The 24,493-nt window shown below is 74.8% G+C and carries 15 protein-coding genes; 6 read left to right on the forward strand and 9 right to left on the reverse strand.

Annotated features, from left to right (window positions below; genetic code table 11):
* Positions 1-16: 16 nt before the first annotated feature.
* The 5 genes from QP090_RS19650 to QP090_RS19670 all read right to left on the reverse strand — a co-directional run bounded on the left by QP090_RS19650 (position 17) and on the right by QP090_RS19670 (position 10,181).
* Positions 17-2,089: a YehQ family protein gene (locus tag QP090_RS19650; protein WP_285940515.1), complete on the reverse strand. Its 2,073-nt coding sequence runs from the start codon at positions 2,087-2,089 to the stop codon at positions 17-19.
* Positions 2,086-3,237: a VWA domain-containing protein gene (locus QP090_RS19655; RefSeq protein ID WP_285940517.1), complete on the reverse strand. Its 1,152-nt coding sequence runs from the start codon at positions 3,235-3,237 to the stop codon at positions 2,086-2,088. Before QP090_RS19655 ends, QP090_RS19650 begins: the two co-directional genes overlap by 4 nt.
* Positions 3,234-5,579, reverse strand: coding sequence for a DUF5682 family protein (locus tag QP090_RS19660; RefSeq protein ID WP_285940518.1), 2,346 nt, complete (start codon positions 5,577-5,579; stop codon positions 3,234-3,236). Before QP090_RS19660 ends, QP090_RS19655 begins: the two co-directional genes overlap by 4 nt.
* Positions 5,579-6,694, reverse strand: coding sequence for an ATP-binding protein (locus QP090_RS19665; protein ID WP_285940520.1), 1,116 nt, complete (start codon positions 6,692-6,694; stop codon positions 5,579-5,581). Before QP090_RS19665 ends, QP090_RS19660 begins: the two co-directional genes overlap by 1 nt.
* Before the next feature lie 148 nt (positions 6,695-6,842).
* The gene (locus QP090_RS19670; protein ID WP_285940522.1) at positions 6,843-10,181 is read right to left on the reverse strand and encodes a DUF4132 domain-containing protein; all 3,339 of its coding nucleotides are present in this window, start codon (positions 10,179-10,181) and stop codon (positions 6,843-6,845) included.
* Between the two features lie 62 nt (positions 10,182-10,243).
* Between QP090_RS19670 and QP090_RS19675 the strand changes: the two genes are divergently transcribed.
* Entirely contained in the window at positions 10,244-11,368 is a 1,125-nt protein-coding gene (locus tag QP090_RS19675) for a cystathionine gamma-lyase (protein ID WP_285940524.1), read from the forward strand.
* Positions 11,369-11,374: 6 nt separating this feature from the next.
* Here the strand turns inward: QP090_RS19675 and QP090_RS19680 are convergent, their stop codons facing one another.
* From QP090_RS19680 to QP090_RS19690, 3 genes are all read right to left on the reverse strand, one after another.
* Positions 11,375-14,758, reverse strand: coding sequence for a DUF4132 domain-containing protein (locus QP090_RS19680; protein ID WP_285940526.1), 3,384 nt, complete (start codon positions 14,756-14,758; stop codon positions 11,375-11,377).
* Between the two features lie 39 nt (positions 14,759-14,797).
* Positions 14,798-16,192: an FAD-dependent oxidoreductase gene (locus QP090_RS19685; protein WP_285940528.1), complete on the reverse strand. Its 1,395-nt coding sequence runs from the start codon at positions 16,190-16,192 to the stop codon at positions 14,798-14,800.
* Between the two features lie 65 nt (positions 16,193-16,257).
* Complete coding sequence (locus tag QP090_RS19690) at positions 16,258-17,373, reverse strand: amidohydrolase family protein (RefSeq protein ID WP_285940530.1); 1,116 nt, start codon at positions 17,371-17,373, stop codon at positions 16,258-16,260.
* 120 nt (positions 17,374-17,493) lie between these two features.
* On the opposite strand from QP090_RS19690, the gene QP090_RS19695 reads away from it, so the two are divergent.
* Positions 17,494-19,011 (forward strand): type I glutamate--ammonia ligase, encoded by a 1,518-nt coding sequence (locus QP090_RS19695; protein ID WP_285940532.1) that lies wholly within the window; start codon positions 17,494-17,496, stop codon positions 19,009-19,011.
* Positions 19,012-19,319: 308 nt separating this feature from the next.
* Positions 19,320-19,871, forward strand: a complete 552-nt coding sequence (locus tag QP090_RS19700; RefSeq protein ID WP_285940533.1) for a CGNR zinc finger domain-containing protein — start codon at positions 19,320-19,322, stop codon at positions 19,869-19,871.
* An 89-nt stretch (positions 19,872-19,960) separates the two neighbouring features.
* Here the strand turns inward: QP090_RS19700 and QP090_RS19705 are convergent, their stop codons facing one another.
* Positions 19,961-21,412 carry an LVIVD repeat-containing protein gene (locus QP090_RS19705; RefSeq protein WP_285940535.1) on the reverse strand — a complete coding sequence of 484 codons (1,452 nt, stop codon included), beginning with the start codon at positions 21,410-21,412 and terminating at the stop codon, positions 19,961-19,963.
* A gap of 186 nt (positions 21,413-21,598) precedes the next feature.
* On the opposite strand from QP090_RS19705, the gene QP090_RS19710 reads away from it, so the two are divergent.
* The 3 genes from QP090_RS19710 to QP090_RS19720 are packed head-to-tail and all read left to right on the forward strand — an operon-like array spanning position 21,599 to position 24,415.
* A complete protein-coding gene (locus QP090_RS19710) occupies positions 21,599-23,158 on the forward strand; it encodes a peptide ABC transporter substrate-binding protein (protein WP_285940537.1) in 1,560 nt (519 codons plus the stop codon).
* Between the two features lie 42 nt (positions 23,159-23,200).
* Positions 23,201-23,758 carry an NADPH-dependent FMN reductase gene (locus QP090_RS19715; protein WP_285940539.1) on the forward strand — a complete coding sequence of 186 codons (558 nt, stop codon included), beginning with the start codon at positions 23,201-23,203 and terminating at the stop codon, positions 23,756-23,758.
* Between the two features lie 45 nt (positions 23,759-23,803).
* On the forward strand, positions 23,804-24,415 hold the full coding sequence (locus QP090_RS19720; RefSeq protein ID WP_285940541.1) for a TetR/AcrR family transcriptional regulator: 612 nt from the start codon (positions 23,804-23,806) through the stop codon (positions 24,413-24,415).
* Positions 24,416-24,493: the final 78 nt, after the last annotated feature.

Here is a 24,493-nt window from a genome sequence, read left to right on the forward strand (position 1 = left end):
CCCGTCTCCCCGGCGGTCAGCGCAGCTCGGCGGTGGTGACCAGGCGGATCTGGGCGTCCACCCAGCTCTCGGCGGCCCGGCGCGGGTCGTCGCCGTCGAGCGTGGCGGCGAGCCGCTCGAGGACGCCGGCGGCGGCGCGCAGGCCGACCCGTTCGAGGGTCCCGCGAGCCTGGCCGAGCCGCGCCCGGACCCCGGCCGGGACGTGGGTCAGGCCCCGGTGGGCCAGGTCGGCGCACACGCCGAGCGCGGCCTCCAGCGCCTCCTCCAGGGGATCGGCCGCGCGCGCGCCGAGCCCGTCGAGCGCGGCGGTGCCGGCGCCCGGCGCCAGGTCGAGCGCGACGACGCCGTCCGGGGTCAGCACCGCGACCGGGTCGATCACCAGTCCGCCGCGGGCCCGGCTCACCACGCCGCTGAGGTGCGAGGGCCCGCCCTTCAGCGCCTCGGCGAGGACGTCCAGGGCCGCCGGGGCGTGCGCGCTGTAGGTGGCGGACACGACGGCCGCGGTGCCCGCCGCGTCGGCGACCACCGCCTCCAGCCGCTGGTCGCCCGGGTGGTACCCGAGCGACCGCACCTCGGCGATCTCGACGACCTTGACCAGCTCGGCCTCCACCCGGGGCCGGACGAGGCGGGGCGGGAGCGCGTCCATCGTGTCCTGGAAGGCGCGCAGGTCACGGATCAGCAGGGACGGGGGCAGGCCCGTCCAGGCGCCGCCGAGCGGCGTGACCGTGGTCTTGGCGACCCGTCCGGGGGCGAGCCGCACCACCCGGCTGGCGCTGCGGCTCGCGGTCTCGGAGACGACGTTGGCCGTCGCGATCGCGCGCAGCGGGCCGGCGCCGGAGACCCGCCGCCCGGCCACGTCGCCGCCGGTCAGGGTGGTGCCCTCGGGCACGTCCCAGCGCCGCCTGAGCACCAGGACGACGCCGGTGCCGGCATGCGCGAGGAACACGTCGGCGGTGCGCTCGGCGTCGGTGCCGCCGATCCGGCAGCCGAGCGCGGCCAGCCTGACCCGGCGCAGCGGCGTCTCGGCCGACTCGTTCGTCCCGAGGACCTCCGATCGCGGGCTGCCGCCGTCGTGCCCGCCCGCGCGGTGCCGGGCGTGCAGCTCGGCGAGCAGCGACGCGAAGCGGGCGGGCTCGTAGTCGGCGCGGCGCTCGTGGTAGGCGGCGAGCTGCTCGGCGACGTCCACCATGGCCGCCGCGGGCCAGTGCAGGTCGCCGGCGGTGAGCTCGCGCGCGGAGCGGCGCAGCGCGGTGCCGAGCACCGGGCCCGCGTGCATCGCGCCCTCCATCAGCACCTGGTCGGCCAGCTCCAGCGCGGACTCCATCCCGGTGCCGGACGCCGCGGCGCCGCCGCCGACGTCGATGGCGGCGCCGGTGCCGCCCCGGGTGGACGGCCCGCGCTCGTCCGCCGCGCGGAACGCCCAGACCGCCAGCACGACCATCTCGCCGCGGACGGCGGCCGTGGCGTCGGTGTGGACGTAGCCGAGCTCGCCCGGCACGAGGAAGCGCACCGTGCAGGTCGGCAGCTCGACCTGGGCGACCGGGTCGTCGGCGGTGGACCTGCGGACGCGCGCGGCGTACCCGGCACGGAAGGCGCGCCGCGCGGCGGTGAGCGCCCGTTCGCCGAACACCTTCGCGAGCGCGTCGTCGCCGAACCCCCCGGGCGACCAGTCCTTCGAGGGCGGGCCTGGCCGCGCCTCCCCCTTCGTCGCGGACGGCTCGCCGGGCGCGGTGGTCCCCGCACCGGCGGCGCCGTCGGCAGTAGCGGCCGTGTCGGCGGCGTCGGTATCGGTGACGGCCGAGTCGGCGGCCTCGGCGGCCTCGCGCTGGTAGGCGAGGATGAGGCAGATCCGGTGCCGGCAGATGCCGGGCGCCGCGCAGGTGCAGGGCGCAGCCTCCAGGCCGGCGCCCGCCGGGAGCGCCGTCCGCGCGCCGTCGGGGAACACGCCCTCGACGGTGCCCTCGCCGGTCACGGCGACCTGCGGGCCGTTGCCCGCGTCCAAGTCCTTGGCGGCGCGCTTGACCAGGCCGCGGTTGGCGAGCGCGGCGAGGGCGTCGGGCGTCAGCGCGAGCAGGTCGGTGCGGATCATGCGCCGATCCTCTCGGCGACGAACGCGGCCAGCTCGCCCGGGGTCATCGCGCCGACGTGCGCGCCGACGTCGGCGAGCCGCTGCGCCATCCCCCGGTCGTAGTCGGGATTGGCGTCCTCGTCGAGCGCGGCCAGCCCGAGCACCTGGGTGCCCTGCTGCACCAGCCGCCGGGTGGCCTGGACCAGCCGGTGGGAGTCGCCGCCCTCGTAGAAGTCGGTGATGACCGCGACGATCGCGCGGCGCGGGCTCTCGACCAGTGTCGCGCCGTACTCGACCGCGCCGGCGATGTCGGTGCCGCCGCCGAGCTGCACCTTCATCAGCAGCTCGACCGGATCGGTGACGTCGGCGGTCAGGTCGACCACCGCGGTGTCGAAGGCGACCAGGTGGGTCTTGAGCCCCGGCAGCCCCCACAGGCACGCGGCGGTCACCGCCGCGTGGATCACCGATCCGGCCATCGAGCCGGACTGGTCGACCAGCAGCACGACCTGCCACTGCTCCAGGTGCCGGCGGGTGCGGGACACGAACCTCGGGTGCTCGATGTAGACGCGCCGCTCGTCCGGCCGGTAGTGCGCCAGGTTGGCGCGGATCGTGCGGTGGAAGTCGAAGTTGCGGGACTGCTTGATCCGGCTGGGCCGGCGCGAGCGGGTGCCGTGGAAGGTCTGCCGGACCTCGGTGGCGAGCTTGTCCATCAGGTCCCGCACCACCGCCTCGACGATCCGCCGGGCGAGGGCGAGCACCTCGGGGTTCATCAGGTGCTTGGTGCGCAGCACCGCGCGCAGCAGCGTCGCATTGGGCTCGATGCGCTCCAGGACGGCGGGGTCGGTGACCACCTCGTGGATCTCGTAGCGCTCGACCGCGTCGCGCTCCAGCCGCTCGATGGTCTCCTTGGGGAACAGCCGGTGCACCTCGTCGAGCCAGTCGACGGTGGTGAGCGCGGACGGCCCGTCGCCGCCCTCCCGGCCACCGGGCTCGCCACCGCCACCGCCACCGCCGCGACGCACGCCGCGGCGGTCGAGATCGGGGTCGCGGCCGTACAGCCAGTCGAGCGCCGCGTCGCGCCCGGCCGCCTCGTCGCTGAGCGCCCCGGTGGAGGGTTCGGCGGGCGACCCGAGGACGAGCCGCCAGCGTTCGAGGTCGGGCGTCGTCACGCCGGCTCCTTCCGGATGAGGCCCTCCTCGTGGAGGCACCGATCTGTCCTGTCCTCCAGCACGCTCGCCTCGGCGATCACCAGGGGGTCGACCGGGGTGCGCAGCAGCGCCCGCGGCGAGCCGCGCACGCCCCGGCGCTCGAGCAGGCCGCGGGCGATCGCCTCGCGCTCGCGCGGCGGGAAGAACTCGAACGCCTGGCGCAGCGCGGGCAGCGCCACCAGGAAGTCCGTCGCGGCCAGCCCGGTGATCATCTCGTCGAGGACGGTCAGCACGCCCGCCCCGCCCGCGCCCGCACCCGCTTTGACGTCGCCGTCCGCGCCCGCACCCGCGTCGCCGGCGCTCAGCACCTCGTCGCGGGCCAGCGCGAAGAGCCCGGCGAGCCAGTCGCCGAGGGTGCGCGGGCCGGACGCGCCCCGGACCGCCCGGACCGGGTCGGCGGCGACGCCGAGCGCCCAGCCGAGACCGAAAGCGGCCCCGCGCAGATCGGGCGGGACGTCGGCGTTCACGCTGATCCGGGCGGCGACGCCGAGCGCCGCGTCCCGGTCGAGGCCGAGCGGCCCGGCGGCGTGCAGCAGCGCGTCGCGGGTCGCGGCGACCGCGCGCAGCCGGTCCAGGTCGGCCGGGGCCGGACCGCCGCGCACCCCCTCGATCAGCCAGAGCACCCGGGTGACGCAGCCCTCGACGACGGTGCCGAACAGCGGGCTGCGGGCGGTGCCGAGCAACCGGTCGTGCCGCCACAGGCCGAGCACGGTGCCGAGCACGTGCCCGAGCGCGCCGACGTCGGAGGCGCCCGCGATCCCGGCGGCGATCGTCTCGGCGATCCGGTCGGACTGGTCGCCGCAGCCGCTCAGCGCCGCGTCGAACAGCACCGCGGCGAGCCGCTCCATGTCGGTGCCGGCGCCGGCCATCCGCTCCTCGAGCGCCGCCGCCGACGCGTCGGCGAGGGTCGCGCCGTACGCGCCCGCCTCGATCAGCGCGGACAGCCTCGGCCCGGCCGCGTCGCCCGGGTCGAGCCGCCAGCACTCCTCCAGCACCGGATCGGCGCCGGTGGACGGTCCGGACTGGCGTACGACGCCGGGGATGCGAAGCACCCGCAGCCGGTGCAGGACGCGGCTGCGCCTCAGGCCCCGCTCGTCGGTGAGCTTGAGGGCGACCGTCCCGGCCCGGTCGAGCCCGAGCCGTTCCAGCTCGGCCGCCGCGTCATGGACGAGCGGCGGAGCCGGGGTGCGCGGATGCAGCCGGCCGACGCGGTCGCCGCTGAGCACGCCGACCATCTCGGCCACGACCGGATGCGCGCCGGGCGTGAGCGGGCCGCGGTCGGTCCACGGGAGCGGCTGTTCGAGGTCGTCGGTGATGAGCGCGGCGACCAGGCCGTCCAGCAGGTCGGTGCGGGCCGGGGAGCCGTGGCCGCGCAGCCGGGCCAGGCCCTCGGTGAGGGTCCGCGCGGCGATGAGGTCGGCGGTCGAGACCACCTGCCGGCGCTCGCGGAGCCGTGCCACCACGATCTCGGTGAGGCCGTTCGCCGCCGCCTTCGGGCCGTCCTCCCAGAGCCGCTGGTAGTACTCGGGCGACGGCATGCCCGACTGGTAGCCGGTGAACGAGTCGAGCCGCCGGAACGAGTACGGCACCAGGAACCCGCCGCCGGCCGCGCCGTCCGGCGGACTCGGTACCTCGGGCCACGCGGTGTCGCCCGTGTCGCCCGCGGTGGCGGCGAGGGTCTGGAGCGCGGGCTTGTGGAAGCCGCCGGTGACGACCACGACCGGCCGGTCGCCGGCGTCGGCCTCCGCCGCCCTGATCCAGCGCGCCATGTACGCCTCGCGGGCGGTGTCGTCCGGGCCCGCGGGCGACTCGCCGCGAACCAGGTCGAAGTAGGACGCGAGCCGTTCCTCCAGGTCGCCGTCCTGCTCGACCTCGAACAGGTGGTCCCAGAGGGTGTCGGTGTTGTCGACCGCGAAACTGCGGCACAGCCGCGCGCTGACCTCGGCGTACCTCTCGTCGGCGTCGGCGTAGCGGTTGCGCCGCTCGGAGAACGCCGGATGCCACGCGGGCAGGTCGATGAACCGCACCTCGGCGCCGCACGCCCGGCCGGCCGTCAGCGCCACCCACTCGGGCGAGTAGGCGCAGAACGGCGACCAGGACGCGTGCACCCGCTCCGCGTCCCGGTAGTAGCTGAAGATCGCCACCGGCAGGTCGTGGCCGAGCAGCAGCTCGTCCAGCCGCCCGCTGAAGTCGGCGGGCCCCTCGACCAGCACGTGCGCGGGACGGAGCCGCTCGATGGTGCGGGCGACCAGCCCCGCGCAGGCGGGGCTGTGGTGCCGGACCCCGATGAAGGTGACCGCCATCAGCCGGGCAGCAGGTTGCGGGCGGCGTGCAGCGCCTTCCACTGCTCGCCGGAACGGCGCGACGCCTGCTGCTCGAGGTAGCGGCGCAGCCGCACGAGGTCGTCGGCGCTGTCCTTGGCGGCGGTCCCGGCCAGGCACTCCACGATGTCGGCGGCCCGGCCCTGCTCACCGCGCAGGAACCACCCGCGGATGCCGACCGCGTGCGCGACCGACACCGCCTCGGCGGTGCTCATCACCGTCGTCAGCCGGTCCATCGACTGCCCGTTGGCGGCCGTCCCGGTGCGCAGCTCGCGGAACGCGGTGACCAGCACCTCCAGTACGTCGCGGCGCGGCGGCACCCCGACGCCGGACTGCTCCAGCAGCGCGGCGGCCTCGGTCTCGACCAGGTCGAGCTCGGTCGCGAAGTCGGCGATCGGGAACACCGTCTCGAAGTTGAACCGGCGCTTGAGCGCCGCGCTCATCTCGTTGACGCCCCGGTCGCGGGTGTTGGCGGTCGCGATGATGTTGAACCCCTCGCGGGCGAAGACCATCGCGTCCGGGCCGGTCAGCTCGGGAATCGCCAGCACCCGGTCCGACAGCGGCGACAGCAGCGAGTCCTGCACCTCCAGCGGGCAGCGGGTGATCTCCTCGAACCGGACCGCCTTGCCGCCGGCCATGCCGTCGAGCAGCGGCGCGGGCACCAGGGAGCGGGTGGAGGGGCCCTCGGACACCAGCAGCGCGTAGTTCCAGGAGTACTTGATCTGGTCCTCGGTGGTGGCCGCGCCGCCCTGGATAGTCAGCGTCGAGTCGCCGCTGACCGCCGCGGCGATCAGCTCCGACAGCAGCGACTTGGCGGTGCCGGGCTCGCCGACCAGCATCAGCCCGCGGCTGGTCGCCAGGGTCACCAGCGCCCGGTCGATCAGCGACGGGTCGCCGACGAACTTGCGCCGGATCCCGCGCGCGTCGTCGCCGACGATGAAGCGGCGCGCCGCCTCCAGGCTGAGCGCCCAGCCGGGCGGCCTCGGCGCGGTGTCGGTCTCGCGCAGCCGCCGCAGCTCGTCGGCGTACCGCACTTCGGCCGGGGGCCGCTGCACCTGCTCTTGCTCGGTCTTGTCCACGGTCTTCTCTACGGTCATCGGAGTTCTTTCGGTTCTGAGGGGTCAGACGGCGCGCTCGGCCGGCGCGGTGACGGGCACGAGCGCCGCCGCGCCCGACGGGCCGGCCTTCCCGTCGACCGTGCCCCAACCGTAGAGGAGCGGTACGACAGACCACCCGGTATATGGATCATTCACCGGCCGTGGTCCCCGCCGTGAGCCGTTCCAGGTCGCCGAGTATCTCGGACGCGGCCACGGCGCCGGCCGCGCCGACGAGGGTGACCCGCTCGAGGAGCTGCTCCTCGGTGTGGTCCAGGTCGCCGATAAAGATCCCCGGCTCGAACTCGATGGACACCCGAGCACCGTCCGCGAGGTCGCGCACCACCTGGTCGACGATGGCGCGATCGTCCTGCACCCGCTCCCAGCCGTGCCGTTCCAGGCCGAGCAGCGCGCCGGACGGGACCTTCAGCCCCTCGAACCGCTTCAGCCTCCCAGTCGTCCGCTCCTCATCGGTGAGCACGTGGACAGGGCGCCCGAGCTGCGGGAACGGCTGGAGGATCTCGTAATCGGCGAACACCACCGACCAGGCCGCGACAGCATCACCGAGAGGCAGCGGGTGCATGATCCCCACGCGCGCCGACTCGGGCAGGTCGAACGGATCGTCCTGGACGTCAGCGAACGTACTGTCCTCGGCCACGCGAAAGGTCGTGACGCGGTCACCGTCCTCGGCGACCCACACCACACGCCGCGCGATGTGCCACACCAACGGATGCTCGACGAAGAAGGCCCGGAAACCCGCGGGAGTCCAGTGCCGTCCCACGACCATCGCCGTCTCCAGCCGCAGCAGCAGGTCGGACGCGAGCGCGCGCACGTCCTTCTTCAGCGCGGCGAACCGCGCATAGGCGGCGGGCGCGAGGTCGGCGTCGTCCTTCGCCCCCGGTTTGGGGAGGGACTTGCGGCGCGTACCGTCCTCATCGAACACCTGCGGCTTGAGCTGCTCGTCGAACCCGACCACGAACCGCCGCGGACCATAATCGAGGGTCAGCGCACCGCCCGCGTCCAACCCCAGATCGGGAACGAGCCGGTCTCCCAGCTCGTCGGCGGTCAGGCCCAGGCTCTCGGCGATCTGACCGATCCGCTCCTGGGCCGCGGCCCGGATCCCGCCGTACTTCACCCGCTGGGCGATGCCGTGCAGGTGCATGAGGGCGACCTCCGTCCCGATCCCGGCCAGCACCGCCAGGCCCCGGACCGCCCTGGCGTGCCCGCCCTCCCCCGGCCAGGCGCGGATCAGCGAGGACAGCCGCCGGACGACGTCGTCGTCGCCGAGCGGGCCGAGCGCGGTCAGCGCCCAGCCGTCCGCCGGCGGCATCCCGAGCATCTGCCACCGCCGGAACAGCGCCCAGCCGAACTCGGCGAGCGATCCCGGATCGCACGCCGCGGCGACCGTCGTGACCTCCGGGTAGATCTCATCGGGCCTGGACGTCGCCAGCATCGTCAGCAGATGCCGCGTCGCGGAGTCGGGCAGCGCCCGGTCACGTCCGGGCAGCAGCACCTGCGGAAGCGCCGCCGGGTCCGCCCAGCCGGGGACCGGGCGCGGCGTCGGACGCCGCTTGGCCGGCGCCACCGCCGGGTTCTCGGCGACGGGCTCCGGTGCCTCGGCCGAGAGCATGGCGGCGACGGCCTCCGCGGCTTGGTCACCGTGGGCGCGAGCCGCCCGGACGACCTCGTCCCGGCCCCGGTCCGCGGCGATCAGCCGGAGCGCGGCCCCGGCGTTGCGCCGGGGCGCCGCGCGCTTGCCCAGCGCGTCCGGGACCAGGTACGGGACGGCCGTCAGGCCGTGCCGGGCGAACCAGGCGCGCGCCTGGTCCCGCGCCGACGGGAGGCGTACCAGCCAGTCGGCCGCCAGCCGCGCGACATCGGCGCGGAGGTAGGGCAGCAGCAGACCGCCCTTGTCGGTGGGGAACCGCTTCGCGACCCCGTACACCACGTCCAGCACGTCTCGCTCGTACCGCGCCGCGAGCGGTTTGATGTGGCGGACGTCGAGCATGCCGAGTTCCGGATTCCACTCGCCGAGCAGGGGGCGGACGAACTCGTCCGGGCCCGCCGCCAGGAACCGCGCCTGCTCCCACGGCCGGAAGCCCATCGAACCGGCGTCGAACCCCTGCACCGCCTGCTTCCACTTCCGTTCGTCCCAGTCATCGTTGCCGTGTCGGGACGTGTGCCCGGCGTCGCGCCACCTCTCGCGTTCGCCGGGCTCCCAGACGACCTCCGAACCGGCGGGCGGGGTCAGGCCGGTGACGACCGGCAGGTCGTCCCTCTGCGCGGCCTTGGGCTTCTTGGCCTTCTCCTTGGGACGGAGCCAGGGCGGCTCCACCAGGTCGCGCGGCACCGTTTCCGCGGGAGCGTCCGGCACCCGTATGACGGACGCCGCCAGGGCCGCGGCCTCCGCGGGCAGGTCGCCGCGGGCGGCGAGCTCGGGATGGGCCCGCAGGTGCGCCTTCAGCAGCTCGGTGGCGAGCTCGGCGGCCCGTGACGTGCCCGCACCGGCCGGGGAGAGCAGCCTGACCGCGCGGACAGGGAAGCGTTCCATCGCCGTCAGCAGCGCGGTCTGGGCCTCCTGGAGCTCGATCCGCTCCACCATCGCGGCGAACGCCTCGTCGGTCGGGAGCACGCCGATGGCGGCGAGCAGCTCCGCGTGGCCGATGGACGGCATCCCGTTCGCGTCCATCCCGGCGGCCAGCAGCGGGAGGACCATCGGGCCGAGCGACTCGGTCATCGTGATGACGGAGCCGTCCCGACAGTCGTCGTAGCCCAGCCGCAACCAGCCGCTGAGCAGTTCGACGTGCGCGCGCGTGCTCACCGAGGGCAGCAGGAACCTCTTCAGGCTCCAGGGCGTCTCGAGGGCGCAGCACTCCTCCACCCAGTCGTCGCGGGTCGGCACCAGGTACGACACGACCAGCCGCTGCATTGGGGACCGGCGGGACGCCGCCAGCCGTTCCACCGCGTCGAGGTACTCCGCGTCGCCCGCGTTCGCCAGCAGCACCCGGACTCTGCGTGCGGCCTCGCCGGACGGGGGCCGCCCGCCCCAGGTCGGCCCCCAGAAGGGGTCGGCGTACATGGAGTGCAGACTCTGGTGCGCCGAGACGTCGGGCAGTTCCGCGAACGCGCACGCGGCGAACGCGAGGCCGTGCCCGGCGATCCACGAGTCGGTGAACAGCTCCTCCAGGTGGTACCGGTCGTCCCGCCCGGTGCAGATGATCTCGGCGACCACCGCCGCGCCCATCGGGTCGGCCTCGCCGCCCAGATGCCGCCGGGCCCCTTCGACCATGCCGCGGTCGGCGGCCGGATCGGCGAGCGCCTCGTCGATGTGGTCGCGGTCGAACTCCATGAGCACCCGGACCCGTTCCGCGGCGTCCCCGGCGATCTCGACCGCCGGGCCGGGCGGGCCGCCACAGCGCGGGTGCACCCCGCCGCGCAGGGACTCGGGGAGCACCAGGACATCCTCGTCCGAGGGGAGCTGATCATCCATGGCCACTCACCGTAAAGGAGCCGTACGACAGTCCGGACCGGCCGTGGGGGATCATGGACGATATGGGACACGAGATCGGCGACGGCACACTGGCGGTCGGAGCGGGCAGGCCGCCGGCGGAGAAGCACGCACCGGGCCTCCCGGGACCGGTGTTCGCCGCGCACTACCACCTGCCGGGCGAGCCGACCGGCCCGTACACCTACGGCCGCGACACCAACCCCACGTGGACGCTGCTGGAGCGGGCGATCGGCGAGCTGGAGGGCGGCGCCGAGGTGACCGCGTTCTCATCCGGGATGGCGGCCGTGTCCGCGGTGCTGCTGTCGCAGGTGAAGGCCGGAGACACCGTCGTGCTGCCGGACGACTGCTACCAGACGACACGGGCGCTCCGAGGGCGGCTCGAATCGTACGGGGTCCATGTGCGGACGGCGCGCACGGCCGGGGACGCTCAGCTCGACGCGCTCGACGGCGCCGCCCTCGTCTGGCTGGAGACCCCGTCCAACCCGGGCCTGGACGTCTGCGACATCGCGCGGATCGCCGGGGCCGCGCACGCCGCCGGCGCCCTGGTCGCGGTCGACAACACCCTCGCCACCCCGCTCGGGCAGCGGCCCCTGGACCTCGGCGCCGACTTCTCGGTGGCCAGCGACACCAAGGCCCTCACCGGGCACGGCGACCTGATGCTCGGCCACGTCGCCACCCGCGCCCCCGGGCTCGCCGACGCCGTGCGGCTCTGGCGCAAGACCGTCGGCGCGATCCCCGGCCCGATGGAGGCGTGGCTCGCGCACCGCTCGCTCGCCACGCTGCACCTGCGGCTGGACCGGCAGGCCGTCAACGCCCTCGCCCTGGCGGGCGCCCTCCTCGACCGTCCCGAGATCAGTGGGCTCCGCTACCCGGGACTGCCCGGCGACCCCGCGCACGAGCCCGCGGCCCGCCAGATGCGCCGGTTCGGCTGCGTGGTGTCGTTCACCCTGCCGGACGAGGCGCACGCCGAACGGTTCCTCGGCGCCCTGAGCCTCATCGACCAGGCGACCAGCTTCGGCAGCGTGCACAGCTCGGCGGAGCGCCGCGGACGCTGGGGCGGCGACGCCGTCGCGCCGGGCTTCGTCCGCTTCTCCGTCGGCGTCGAGGACACCGCCGACCTCCTGGCGGACGTCACTGCGGCCCTGTCCGCCGCCGCGGAGGCCCCGTGAACAGGTTCAGGCCCGGACCACCTCCTCGAGGCCGGCGATGATCTCGGACGCGATGACCGGGTCCAGCTCGCCGAAGGGAAGTTCGGGGGCGTGGTGGAGGCTCTGCGGGCCGTCCTTCAGCCAGACGGCCTCCAGCTCCTGCTTCTCCGCATAGTCCGTGGCGACGACCGGGATGCCGGGATCGAGGCCGATCACCGCGGCGCGGCCGTCCGGGAGGGGGCGGAAGATCCGGAATTCGAGGCCGCCGTCCTCGGCGCCGCCGCGTTCCCAGCCGCGCCGGGTGAGGCCGAGGATCTTCCCCACCGAGGCGGTGCGGCCCTCGAAGCGGCGCAGGCGGGTGCCCGCCCGCTCCTCGGCGGTGAGGGTGTGGACCGGGCGGTCGAGCTGGGGGAACGGCTGGAGGATCTCGTAGTCGGCGAACACCTCCGACCAGGCGGCCAGGGCGTCCCCGAGGTGCAGGGGGTGCGCGATGCCGACGCGCGCGGCGGCGGGGAGGACGAGCACGTCGTCGTCCGCGCTCGCGAGGGTGCGGTCCTCGGCGAGGCGGAACGGGACGATCTCGCCGCCGTCGTCGGCGAGCCACACCAGGCGGCGCGCGAGGTGCCGCATCAGGGGGTGGCGGACGAAGAGGGCCCCGAACTCCTCGGGCGTCCAGCGGCGCCGCGCGACCATCGCCGCCTCCATCCGGCGGATCTGGAGGCCGGCGATCGCCCGCGCCTCCTTCTTCAGCTCGGCGAAGCGCGCGTAGGCTGCGCGGGCGGGCCCGGCGTCGTCCCTGGCGCCGGGCTTCGGGAGGGTCTTGCGCGGCGTGCCGTCCTCGTCGGCGACGCACGGCTCGAGCCGCTCGTCGAAGCCGATGACGAACCGCCGGGTGCCGTAGTCGAGCGTCGTCGCGCCCGCCTCGTCCAGCCCGAGGTCGGGGACGACGCGGTCGGCGAGCTGTTCGGCGGTGAGGCCGAGCGCGGCGGCGACGTCGGCCATGCGGTCCTGCGCACGGGCCTTGACCCCCTTGTACCGGGACGTCTGCGCGATCCCGTTGAGCTGGTTCAGCGCCACCTCGGTGCCCATGTTCGCCAGAGCGTCCAGCCCCCTGACCGCGCGCTGGTGGCGGCCGTCGCCCGACCAGGCCCTGATCAGCGGGGTCAGGCGGCGCGCCACGGCGTCGTCGCCGGTCCAGCCCAGGGTGGTGAGCGTCCAGCCGGGTCCGAGCTGGAACAGCTCCCAGCCGAGGTCGGCCAGGGACGCCGGGTCGCAGATCTCCCGGGCCGCCCGAACGCCCTCGTGCGGCTCACCGTCCTCAGCCGACAGCGCCAGCGCTGTGACCAGGTACGCGACGACCGTGTCCGGGAGCCGGTCGGCGCGGTCGCGCAGCAGCACCTGCGGGAGGCGGGCCGGATCGGCCCAGCCGGTGTTGGGGATCTTGCGCGGGACGAGATCCCGCGGATCGCGCGCCAGGATCGCCGCGACGCCGTCGGCGGCCTCGGCACCATGGGCGCGCGCGGCCTCGACGACGGCGTCCCCGCCGTGGGCGGAGGCGAGGGCGTGCAGCGCCCGTTCGGCGTCGCGGCGCCGCTTCACCGCCGTCCCGAGGGCGGCGGGCACCAGGTGGGGCACCACCGTGACACCGTGCCGCGCGAACCAGGCGTCGGTGATCTCCTTCCCTCCGCGCAGCCGGGACGCCCAGTCGGCCATCAGCGCGGCCACCTCGGCATTCAGGAACGGGACGAGCAGCGCGCCGAAACGAATCGGCCCACTGCGCGCGAAACTGATCGCGATGGGCAGCGCGTCGAGTTCGAAACGGGCCAGGACGGGGGGCATCCATTGCTCGGAGTCGCTGGGGCCGGCCGTGCGGACCCAGCCCTCGAGGAACCAGCCCGCGAGCAGGGGGCGGACGCTCTCCTCGGGGCCGCCCAGCAGCACGGCCGTCTGCTTCTGGCGGGTGAGCCGTCTGGCACGGAAGTCGGCGATCCGCTTCTCCCAGGCGGGACGGTCGGCCGCGGGCACGGGCTCCAGCGAGGCGTATCCGGACCATCCCTCCCACCAGTCGTTGGGATAGGCGACGACGGTCTGAAGCCAGGCGTCACGTTCCGCCGGCCCCCACACGACGGACTGCTCGGCGGGGGCCGTCAGGCCCTTGAGGACCGGCTGCCCGGTCTTCTGCCGCCGGCGCGTCCACGGCGGTTCGGTCAGCACACGCGGCAGCGTCTCGGCGGAAGCCTCCTCGGCCCGCCTCCACGTCGCGACCAGAGGCTCGACGAGCGCGCGGGCACCGGCGGTCAGGCCGGGCAGTTCGGCGGCGGCCATGCCCGGGGCGGCGCGGACCTGGTCGTTCAGCAGCTCCGCGGCGTGCGGTGACGCCTCCGCCGTGCCCGCCGCCTCGGCCAGCGCCCTGAGCGCCCGCGCCGGAGAGCGTTCCATCACCGCGAGCATTCCGAGCCGCGCGTCCCGCCGATCCACGCGGCACGCCAGCACCGCGCACGCCTCGTCGGACGGCAGCGCGGCGAGCACCTCGACGGCCCGCCGGCGCGCTATGAACTGAGCTCCGCCGTCGAGCAGCGCGGCCAGCAGCGGCGCCACGGCCCCGCCGAGCCCGTCGGCCATCGTGGTCATGATGCCGAACAGGCGGGAACCGGTGCACGGAATCGGTAGTCCACCGAGGGCACGGACCTGGTCGGCCGTGCTCAGGGCGCAGAACATCGCCCAGTGAACGGCAGGGCCGACCTCCGCCGGGGGCGGGTCCGCGCAGACCTCGTCCACCCACCCACGCTCGGTCGGGACGAGGTAGCCGGTGACCAGGCGCTGGAACGGCGTCCGGCGGCAGGCCGCGAGGCCGGCGACCGCGTCCCGGTAGTCGTCGGCGCCGGACGCCGCCAGCAGCGCCCGCAGCCGGCGGGGCGCCTCCTCCGGCAACGCCGCGTACTCGCCGGACGGGACGAAGGAGAACTCCCCGTCCCCGAACGACATCTGGGTCAGTTCCGCGAACGCGCAGGCCGCGAAGGCGACCCCGTGAAGGGCCGTCCAGGCGTCGACGAAGACCTCGCCAAAGTCCCTGCGCGCCCGCGGCATGCCGCCCGCGACCGCCGCCACCACCGCGGCGCCGAACGGATCGGGCCGCCGCGACGGCACGCCGCCGGCGTCGAGCCCGTCCACATGCTCGCGGACGCGCGCGGCGGGCCCGGCGTCACCGGGCCAGCGGGCGAGCACCGTCTCGACCGTGCCCCGGACCTGTTGGACGAGCGCGCCGGCGGCCGTCACCGCCCCCGCGTCGATCTCGATCCCGGGGCCGGCGGCACCGCCCCGGCGCGGATGCAGGTCACGGCGCCAGGCGTCGGGGAGGACCAAGGTGTCCTCGTCCGGCGGCGAGGACGGGGCAGAGGGGGGAATCGCCATGCGACCGCACCCTAGAGGACGCCTACGACATCGCCTCGGTCAAGGGGCGGTCCCGCGCATGTCCTCCTCGATCCGTTCGGCGGTCTTGCGGGCGGCGATGAGGACCGGGTCCCAGACCGGGGAGAACGGTGGCGCGTAGCCGAGGTCGAGGCCGGTCATCTCCTCGACCGTCATCCCGTTCCAGAGCGCGATGGCCAGGCCGTCGACGCGTTTGGCCGCGCCCTCCTCCCCCACGATCTGCGCGCCGAGCAGCCGTCCGGTGCGCCGCTCGGCGACGAGCTTGGTCCGCATCGCGGTGGCGCCCGGGTGGTAGCCGGCCCGGGTGGTCGACTGGACCGTGGCGCTCAGCGCCGCGAACCCGGCCGCGGCGGCCTCCGCCTCGTTCAGCCCGGTGCGCGCCACCTCGACCTTGCAGATCTTGGACACGGCGGTGCCGACCACGCCGGGGAACGTGGCGTACCCGCCGCCGAGGTTGATGCCCGCCACCCGGCCCTGCTTGTTGGCGTGCGTGCCGAGCGCGATCGCGACCGGGCCGCCCGAGACCAGGTGCCGGGTCTCCACGCAGTCGCCGGCCGCCCAGACCCGTTCGGCGCCGGTCCGCATCCGGCGGTCGGTGACGATGCCGCCGGTCGGCCCGACCGGGATCCCGGCGGCGTCCGCCAGCGCGCTGTCCGGTCTGACCCCGAGCCCGAGGATCACCAGGTCGGCGGGCAGGACGCCGCCGGACGCGCGGACCGCCGTCACCCGCCCGCCCTCGGTGTCGAACCCCTCGACCCGCTCGCCCAGCCGGAGCCGGACGCCGACACCGCGCAGCGCGTCCGCGACCAGCGCGCCCATGTCGGGGTCGAGCGTGCGCATCGGCTGCTCGGCCCCGTCCACCAGCGTGACCTCGACGCCGCGCATGACCAGCGCCTCGGCCATCTCCAGGCCGATGTAGCCGCCGCCGACCACGACGGCGCGGCGGGGCGCCCGCGCCTCCAGCTCGCGGCGGATCTCGATGCCGTCGCCGAGGACCTGCACCCCGTGCACCCCGGCGGCGTCCGCACCCGGCAGGTCGGGCCGGGACGGCACCGCGCCGGTCGCGACCATCAGGTGGTCGTAGCCCTCCCAGCGCTCGGCGCCGCCGTCCAGCTCGCGGACCCGCACCCGGCCGCGGTCCGGATCGATCTCGACGGCCTCACGGCCGAGGCGGACGTCGATGCCGCGCTCGCGGAACTCGGCCGGCGTCCGGGCGATCAGCGCGTCCGCGTCCGCCACGACGCCGCCGACGTAGTACGGGATGCCGCACGCCGAGTAGGAGGTGAAGCTCCCGCGCTCCAGCGCGACGATCTCCAGCTCGTCCGGGCCGCGCCGGCGGCGGGCCTGGGACGCGGCGCTCATCCCGGCCGCGTCACCGCCGATCACCAGCAGGCGCTCGCGCGCGGGCTCGGCCATCGCCTGCACTCCCGGAGGCTCGAAAGTAGATCATTTCTGAGCGTACCCGCCGGTACCGGGCGTCCCTACAGCCGGTAGACGCGGCGCGCGTTGCCCGCGGCGGCCAGCTCGGCGACGCGCAGCGCGTCCCGCTCGGTCCAGGCGCCCTCGGTGGCGCCGGAGCGGAGCAGGCGCGCCAGCCCGCGCCGGAACAGCAGGGCCCCCAAGTGGTAGAACTCGGCCAGCCCGTACGCGTCCGAGGAGAACAGCACCTTGCCGAACGGCGCGAGCTCCAGCAGCTCGGCGATCAGCGCGGGCGCGCGGTGGCCGAGGTTGTGCGTGGCGAGTCCGGCGTCCACGAACACGTTCGGGAAGACCTGCGCCAGATAGCCGGCCTGCCGGTGGTACGGGTAGTTGTGCAGGAGCAGCACCGGTGTCCCTGTGGGCGCCAGCTCCCGGAGCAGCCCGGTCAGCAGCAGCGGGTCGCCGCGCCGCAGGTCGGCGTCGGCGTCCCCGTAGCCGACGTGGAACTGCACGGGCAGCCCGAGGTCGGCGGCGCACCAGACGAGGAACCGGTGCAGCGTCTCATCCGCCACCCGAGGCGGCATCTCCTCGCGGAGCAGCCGTCCGGCCGCGGCGGCGACCTCGAGGTCGGACGGGCGTTCCCCGGCGAGTTCCAGCCCGGCCCGGTACGCCGCGACGGACTTGGCGCCGACGGCTCCCGCGCGCACGCGCGCCTCCAGCCGGGTCCGGACGTCGTCGGCGAACCTGGCGGCGTCCGTCCCGTCCGCCGCCGTGTCCTCGGCGACCCGTTCCAGCCGGACGATCTCGTGCGCCCGCGCGCCTGCGAGGCCGCCCAGCTCGGCGGGGGCCGTCAGCGGCTCCGGGGTGTAGCCGGTGTCCACGCACAGCGCGTCGAGCCCGGCCGCCTCCAGGAAGCGGCGGTTGACCTCGTCGGCGCCCAGTTCGGCGCGGCGGGCGAGGTAGTCGTCCGGATCGGCGTGCGTCTCCAGGTCCAGCACGGGCGCGCACCAGCGCCGCAGCGCGAACCCCGCCTGCGAGTCGAACAGGCTCCCGCCGAGCGGCCCCGGCGCGCGGGCCTCGGTGAGCAGCGACTCGAACTCGGCCCGGTCGAGGTCACGGCGCAGCACCCCGTGGCAGTGGTGATCGATCAGGCTCAGTCTTTCCAGCCTCTCCAGCACGTGTCTCCCCCTCGCATCACGTGTCGACCGTGAAATGGTCCCCCGGTCTTCCTACGATGCCCTGGACGGGGCCGTGCGCACCGTCGCCGCCCACCGCCACTTCCGATCGGGGACCGCAACGTGGAAGAAACCGCCTACGGCCGGGACGGCGGGCAGCGCGCCCTCGACCGGGACGAACGCGCCCGGCTCGGCGCCCGCGCCGCCGCACTGGCCGCCGAGCTCGCCGGCCGCGACGTCGCCGCGGTGGCCCTGACCTGGGTCGACATCAGCGGCATCACGCGTACCAAAGCGGTCCCGGTGGCCCGGCTCGAGCACGCCGCCACCTGGGGCGTGGGCATGTCGCCGGTGTTCGACGCGTTCCTGCTGGACGACTCGATCGTGTCCGGCCGGTACGTGGGCGGTCCGGTCGGCGACCTGCGGCTGCACCCCGACCTCGACCGCCTCGTCCCGCTCCCGGCGCTGCCCGGCTGGGCCCTCGCCCCGGCCCTGCGGTACGCGCAGGACGGGACCGTGCACCCGCTCGACACCCGGGCGCTGCTGCGCCGCGAGGTCGCGCGGCTGGCAGCGCTGGGCTGGTCGGCGCTGACCGCGTTCGAGGTGGAGTGGACGGTGTCGGAGGGCGACGGCGGTGGATTCCGTCCCGCGAGCGGCGGCCCCGCATACGGGATGACCCGCATCAGCGAGCTCGCCGGATACCTGCGCGACCTGCTCCAGGCGCTCGACGCCTCCGGAGTCGCGGTCGAGCAGATCCACCCCGAGTACGCGGCCGGGCAGTACGAGCTGTCCGTGGCGGCCGAGGACCCCGTCGGCGCGGCCGACACCGCCGTCCTGGTCCGCGAGACGATCCGCGCGGTGTCGCTGGAGCACGGGTTCGTCGCCTCGTTCTCCCCCAAGGTGGAGGCCGACTCGGTCGGGAACGGCGGCCACATCCACCTGAGCCTGTGGCAGGGCGACCCCACCGCGGCCGGCACGGCCGCCGACGGCGCGGCGGCGGGCACCGCCGGGACAGGGGCGGGCGCGACCGGGGCGGGGGGTCCGGCCGGCGGCGCGGCGGTGAACGTGATGGCAGGCGGTGACGGGCCGTACGGGATGACCGGGGCGGGCGAGGCGTTCGCCGCCGGAATCCTCGACCGGCTGCCCGCGCTGCTCGCGGTGGGCGCGCCGTCAGTGGCGAGCTACCTGCGCCTCATCCCGTCGCACTGGGCGGGCGCCTATGCCTGCTGGGGGCTGGAGAACCGGGAGGCCGCGCTGCGGTTCGTCGCCGGCGCCGACGGCGAGCGGGCCCGTGCCGCCAATCTGGAGATCAAGTGCTTCGACCCGGCGGCCAACCCCTACCTCGCCCTCGCCGCGCTGCTGGCGGCGGGACGCGCCGGGATCGGCGCCGAGGCGGAGCTGCCCGAGCCGGTCGACCTCGACCCCGGCGCGCTGTCCGCGGACGCCCGCGCGGACCGCGGCATCATCGCGCTGCCGTCGTCGCTGGAGGAGTCGGTGGCGGCGTTCGAGGCCGATCCGGCGCTGCGCGAGGCGCTCGGCGAGGCCGTGATCGACACGGTCGCGGTCGTCCGGCGGGGCGAGATCGAACTCCTGGACGGCGCGACGCCCGAGGAGATCACCGCGGCGACCCGCTGGCGGCACTGACGTGCCGGCGCCGCGGCGCCCCTTCAGCCGCCGGCGCGACACCGCCCCGAACCGTCCCCCGGCCCCGTGGACACCACCGTCCCCGCGTCGAACGGCTGCGTCCGGACCTGGAGCCGTCCGCACGCGCAGCGGCTGTAGGTCACCACACCCTCGGAGGTCAGATGGCGTGACAGCACCCGGTAGACCTCCGCCTGGGGCCATCCACAGCTTGGGCAATCCTCCACCGCGCATCCCGTCACTCGCGGGCCGTTGTAAGGGTTGTTGAAAAGATATCATTTACAGCATGGCATGCGAGTAGGAGCCGGGCAATGCAGACGATCGGGTACAAGAGCAAGGGCACCGCCGCCGCGGTGGCGCTGGTCAACGCCGTCACCGGCGCGGACGACGACGACGGCCCGGACGCCCTCCGCGCGATCCTGCGCGACAACGAGTTCTTCTGGCGGGAGTTCGAGCCCGACGACGCCGAGGACCTGCGCGCGTGGGGCCGTACGTTGCGGCCCTTCTTCGAGACGTCCGACCTCGCCGAGGCCGCGGCCATGCTCAACGGGCTGATGCTCCGGATACCGATGCACCCGCACATCGCCAACCACGAACCACACGGCCTGCACATGCACTTCGCGCCGCCCTCGGCCCGGCTGCCGCAGCGGTTCCAGGCCAGCACGCTGATGAACCTCTCGGAACTGGTCTGCCGCCACGGCCTCAGCCGCACGGGCGTCTGCGCCGCCGACGGTTGCGACCGGGTCTACGCGGACACCTCACGGGCGGGCCGGCGGCGCTTCTGCTCCGAGGCGTGCGCCAACCGGACCAACGTGGCCGCGTTCCGCGCCCGCCGCCGCACCCTCCCCACGGCCGACGCCTGACGCGGGACGCCTGACGCGGGACGTGGCAGCGGGCCCGTCCCCAGACAGAAGGGACGGGCCCGCGGAGGAACCCCCACAGCCGGTCGCCTCTAGCGGAAGGTCGGCTGCAACACGTCGATGCCACGGGTGTTGTCGGCGACATAGACGTACTTCCCGTGCCAGTACGGCTGCCAGGACGCGGCGTCCGCAGGACGGTAGTAGGCGAGCTGCCGCGGGTTGGTCGGGTCGCGCACGTCGAGGAACCGGGTGCCCTGCGAGTAGAACGACTGCACCAGCACCCCGTCACGGACGTCGAAGTAGTGCGCCGAGCAGTCCGTGCTCGTCGGATCGCTCCCCTCCTGCCCGGCCACGCCCCAGGTCGCGACGGTGTTTAGCCGGAACTTCTTGTCCGGCGTCGACTTCCAGCCCTCGCCCTTGTACGAGCCCTTCAGCGAGGCGATGACCAGGAGGCCGTCGTTGGCGCAGCCGTCGTTGAAGGTCTCCTCGGTGATGAACAGCAGCTTGCCGTCGCCCCACCTGCGCGGGTCGGCGGCCTGGTCCCGGGTGCGGCCGACCGCGCGGTAGCTGTTGTGCATGAACGTGGAGTTGGTGGTGGCCTCGTCGAGACCGCCGCCCGCGTACGGAACGGGGTCGAGGGCGGTCGCCTTGCGCCACTTCTTCTTCAGCGGGTCGAAGTGCCGTCCCGAGGTGTGGTAGCCGCGGACGCCGCCGCGCCCGGACGCCCACGCCACCCCGTCGGAGTCCACCTGGATGTCGTGGGTGTAGTCGGTCTTGCCGTCGTTGCGGCCGGTGTCGATCGGGTCCTTGTGCACCTTCGGCCTGGCCGGGTCGCGTACGTCGGTCACCCAGACCGGACGGCCGCCCCAGTCGGCCGGCATCCAGCTCGCCTTCGCCGGCCCGCCCGTCCACAGGTACGCGCAGTCGTTGACACACGTCGTGGTGTGCCCGGCCGGGACCTTCACGTAGGTGATCTGCCGCAGGCTCTCCGGCTTGGACGCGTCCACGACGTAGACGCCCGACTCGCCGGTGGCGGTGCTGCCGCCGAACGCGCGCGGGTCCCGGGACAGGTAGATGATCTTCCGCCGGGGATCGAAGTCGGTGTCCTCGGTCTCCCACATCCCGGGCATGTTGAGCTGCCCGACCAGCGTGGGGACGCGCGGGTCGGCGCTGATGTCGTAGGCCTTGAGCCCGAAATCGCCGGTCGCGTACATGATCGTCCGCTTGTGCCGGCCGGTGCCGTAGTCGATGAACATCAGCGAGATGGCGCCCTTGGCCTCCGGCACCCCGCCGACCCGTCGCACGCCCTTGATCGCCTCGGACGCCTCGGCCTTGCCCGTCTCGGCCGGGCGGTAGTGCCCGGCGTGCCCGGAGGCGCCGGCGCCGCCGCCCTCTCCCCGAACCTCGCCGGCCTTGGTGGTCTGCGGGTATCCGGGCTCCGGCGGGCAGGCCCAGGCGGTGCCGGCCATCAGCGCCAGGGACGCGGTGACCGCGCCGGCGCCCTGGATCAGCCGTCTGGTGCGGGCTGGTCTGCGGGGCAACATCGCGCCTCCACTTCGAGCGGATCTTCGCAGCGTCAGTGTGAACAGTGCGGCCCCGCTGATCAATGGGCACGGAATCACGAATCGGCCTCAGGAGTGTCAGGAGCGCTCGTCCCTGTCTTCCGTGGCCGTAGGGGCGTGCCGTACGCTCACCGGCGGCCGGGGACGCGCCCGGCACGACCGGAGCGGGTGGGCCCCGGGCTTCCGGGGCACGCCGAGCACGCCGACACCCGGGAGGCCCGCTTGAAGAGCGCCCCGCGCACCGCCGCCCTGCTGACCGGCGCGATGCTGGTGCTCGTGGGACCGATCGCCGGCTTCACGCTCTTGCGCGATCCCGCCGACCCCCGCATCTCGGTCGGCGCGGCGCCCGCCGCCACCCTGGTCCCCGGCGACGTCCGCGACCGGACCGGCCGGATGATCGCGGGCGCCGTGTGGACCGGCCTGGTCGCCTACGACGCCGCGACCGGTGTCCCCGCCGACGCCGCGGCCGAGTCGGTCACCAGCCCGGACCGCCGCGTCTGGACGGTCCGGCTGCGGCCCGGCGGCCGGTTCCACGACGGCAGCCCCGTCACCGCGCGCTCCTTCACCGGTGCCTGGACGTCGGTGCTGAACGAGAACTGGCACGGCGCCCCGCTCCTCACCGACGTGGCCGGGATCAAGGGCGCCGCGCGCGCCGTCGGCCGCTCGGCCGGCGTCGCGGGCCTGAAGGTCGAGGACGACCGGACGTTCGAGGTGACGCTCGACCGGCCCCTGAACGGGTTCCGCGCACTGCTCGGCGACCCGGCGTTCCTGCCGATGCCCGAGAGCGTCCTGCGCTCGCGCGACTGGGCCTCGTACGGGCGGCTCCCGATCGGGAACGGCCCGTACCGGGTACGGTCCCACGACACGTCCGGGACCGTGCTCCGGCGTCCCGCCGGAGGCCGCGAGATCGTGGTCGAGGCGATTCCGGACGCCGCCCGCCAGTACGCGGCGGTCGAGGCGGGCGACCTCGACCTCGCCACGCAGGTGCCGCCCGGACGGCACGCGTCGATGGACACCGACTTCCGGGGCCGCCATCTCGCGCTGCCGGGCCGCACGACGACCTATCTGGTCTTCCCCGAGCGGGCGGAGCACCTCTCGTCCCCGGCGCTGCGCCAGGCGATGTCCATGGCGATCGACCGGAGCGCCGTCACCGAGGGACCGCTGGGCCACCAGGCGTCCCCCGCGAACGCGCTCGTCCCGCCCGGCGTCCTGCCCGGCCGGCGCGAGGGCCAGTGCCGTCTGTGCGTGCACGACTCCAAGGCCGCGACCGCCGCCCTCGCCGACGCGGGCGGGCCGACCGGCCCGGTCACGATCCGGTACGAAGCCGGCGACGCCGCAGGGGTGACGGCCGTCGCCGGCCAGCTGCGCAAGGAGCTCAAGCTGGACGTCCGGACCCGACCGGCCGAGCCTGCCGAGCTGCGCGGCGCCGACGGCCCGTTCGTCCTGCACACCACCGCCGCCTACCCGGCCCCGGTCGCCGCGCTGGCGCCCCTCCTCGAACTCGCCGACGGCTACGCGTCCGACCTGATCGACGAGGCCGAGCGCGCCGCCACCCCCGAGGAGGCCGTGACCCCGGCCCGGCTCGCGGAGACCGCGCTGCTCCGCGACATGCCGGCGATGCCCCTGTGGTCGTCCCACGAGCACCTGGTTTGGTCAGAACGGCTGCGCGGCGTCAGCGCCGAGCCCTTCACCGGCCTGCACCTCGACCGCCTCGCACTCAAGGAGTAGTCGGACGGCGTCACCGCCTCCCTCCGGCTAGCCTCACCGATCATGACGACCGTGCTGATGATCTGTGGAAGCCTGCGTGCGGGATCGACGAACGAGGCGGTGCTGCGGACGGCGGCGGACCGGGCCCCCGACGGCGTGACGGCGACGCTGTTCGGCGGCATGCGCGAGCTTCCGCACTTCGACCCCGACGATGACCACGCCCCGCTGCACCCGGCCGTGACGGCCCTGCGCGCGGCGATCGAGGCCGCGGACGCGCTGCTGATCTGCACACCCGAGTACGCGGGCGCGCTGCCCGGCTCCTTCAAGAACCTGCTCGACTGGACGGTCGGCGGGGTCGAGACCCAGGACAAGCCCACCGCCTGGATCAACGTCGCCTCCCCCGCCGCCCCGAGCGGCGGCGCCGACGCGCACGACTCCCTCCGCAAGGTGCTCCGCTACACGGGCGCCGACCTGGTCGAAGCCGCCTGCGCGCGCATCCCGGTCACCCGTGACGACGTCGGCCCCGACGGCCTCGTCCAACCCCCCGCGACCCGCACCGCCATCACCCGGGCGATCCAGGCCCTGGCCGCCCACAGCCGCGCCCCGGGGACAACTAGGTAGACCGGTCTATTGATCACTATAGACCGATTGGTCTAGGGTGGCCGCATGGCAGCATCCCAGGGAGAGACCCGAGACCGGGTCCTGCGAACCGCGTCCGAGCTGTTCCAACGGCAGGGCTACCACGGCACCGGGCTCAACCAGGTACTCGCCGAGAGCCATGCGCCGAAGGGCTCGCTGTACTTCCACTTCCCCGCCGGCAAGGAGCAGTTGGCCGCCGAGTCGGTGGCGCTCTCGGGCGCGGAGCTGGGCGAGGCCCTCATGGCCGCCGCCTCGACCGCCCCGGACGGCCGGACGGGAGTCGCCGCTCTCGGCGAGTACTTCGCCCAGTCCCTGCTGGAGTCCGACTTCAGCAAGGGCTGTCCCGTCGCGACCGTCGCCTTGGAGACCTCGGCGGCCAGCGATTCCCTCCGCACCGCCTGCGACCAGGCGTACGACGGCTGGCAGCGCGGCATCGCCACCGCCCTGCGCGGCTGGGGCGTACCCGACGACGCGTCGGACCCCCTGGCCGCCCTGGTGCTCTCGTCGCTTCAGGGCGTGGTCATGCTCGCCCGCGTCCAGCGCGACGTCACCGTCATCCAAACGATCACCCGCCAACTCGGCGACCTCATCGAGCTGGCCACCGCACCGGCCACCGGCACCACCCCGGCTCCTCTGTAGGACATCCCCCGCCGGCCCCCGGGCCGCAGCCCCAGCCGCACGCCCCACCCCTGCCGTGGCCCACCCCTACCCAAACCG

It is taken from the genome of Actinomadura xylanilytica (assembly GCF_030283145.1).
Lineage (GTDB): Bacteria > Actinomycetota > Actinomycetes > Streptosporangiales > Streptosporangiaceae > Spirillospora > Spirillospora xylanilytica.